This is a genomic window from Pseudomonas sp. EGD-AK9 (assembly GCF_000465935.2).
Lineage (GTDB): Bacteria > Pseudomonadota > Gammaproteobacteria > Pseudomonadales > Pseudomonadaceae > Aquipseudomonas.
Window position 1 is genome coordinate 1 of the sequence record NZ_AVOF01000846.1, and the last position, 642, is coordinate 642.

Genomic DNA, 642 nt, shown 5'->3' on the forward strand with positions numbered 1-642 from the left:
TGGCGCGGCTGCACGCACTGGCGCCGCAGCTGCTGGCCGCCGCCGCAGAACTGTCCGCCGCCAGCCCGGCTTCCGAACTGTTCGCCTGAGCCCCCTCGCGGCGGGGATACCCGCCCTGCGCCTCGTCTGGACCTAGGGTGGATCGCGCTTTACCGATCCACCGTTTTGGCGGATGTGAACAGCGACATCCGCCCTACGAACTGGCATCGGGCAGGTTGTGGGAGGGGCTTCAGCCGCGACGGACGCCTGTTGGTGTCGCCGCTGAAGCGCCTCCCACACGAGCTGCCGCCGATCGGTAGCCCGGATGCAATCCGGGAGTGACCCTCGCCCCGCATCTTCCCCGCCGACTACCGACCAAAGGCAATCCTCCGCCGTCATTTTCGTCTTGCGAATTTTTTGGAACTGAGTTCTAAATTAAAAAAGAGGTCAGCCCCTGGCCTTCCGCTTCGACGACGACAAGAGGATCGCCCGCGTGACTTCTCCCCTGCGTATCGCCCTGATCGGCGCTGGCGTCATGGGCCGCCAGCACCTGCAGCACCTGCGCCAGCTGCCCGAGGCGCAGCTCTGCGCCATCGCCGATCCCGGCCCGCAGGCCGCCGAGTTCGCCGCGCAGTGCGGCGTGGCGCATTTCGCCGAGCACCG

General features: G+C 67.1%; 1 protein-coding gene. It reads left to right on the plus strand.

Annotated features, from left to right (window positions below; translation table 11 throughout):
* Positions 1-472 precede the first annotated feature (472 nt).
* A partial coding sequence (locus tag N878_RS27680; protein WP_177342948.1) for a Gfo/Idh/MocA family oxidoreductase occupies positions 473-642 on the plus strand: 170 nt, incomplete at its 3' end.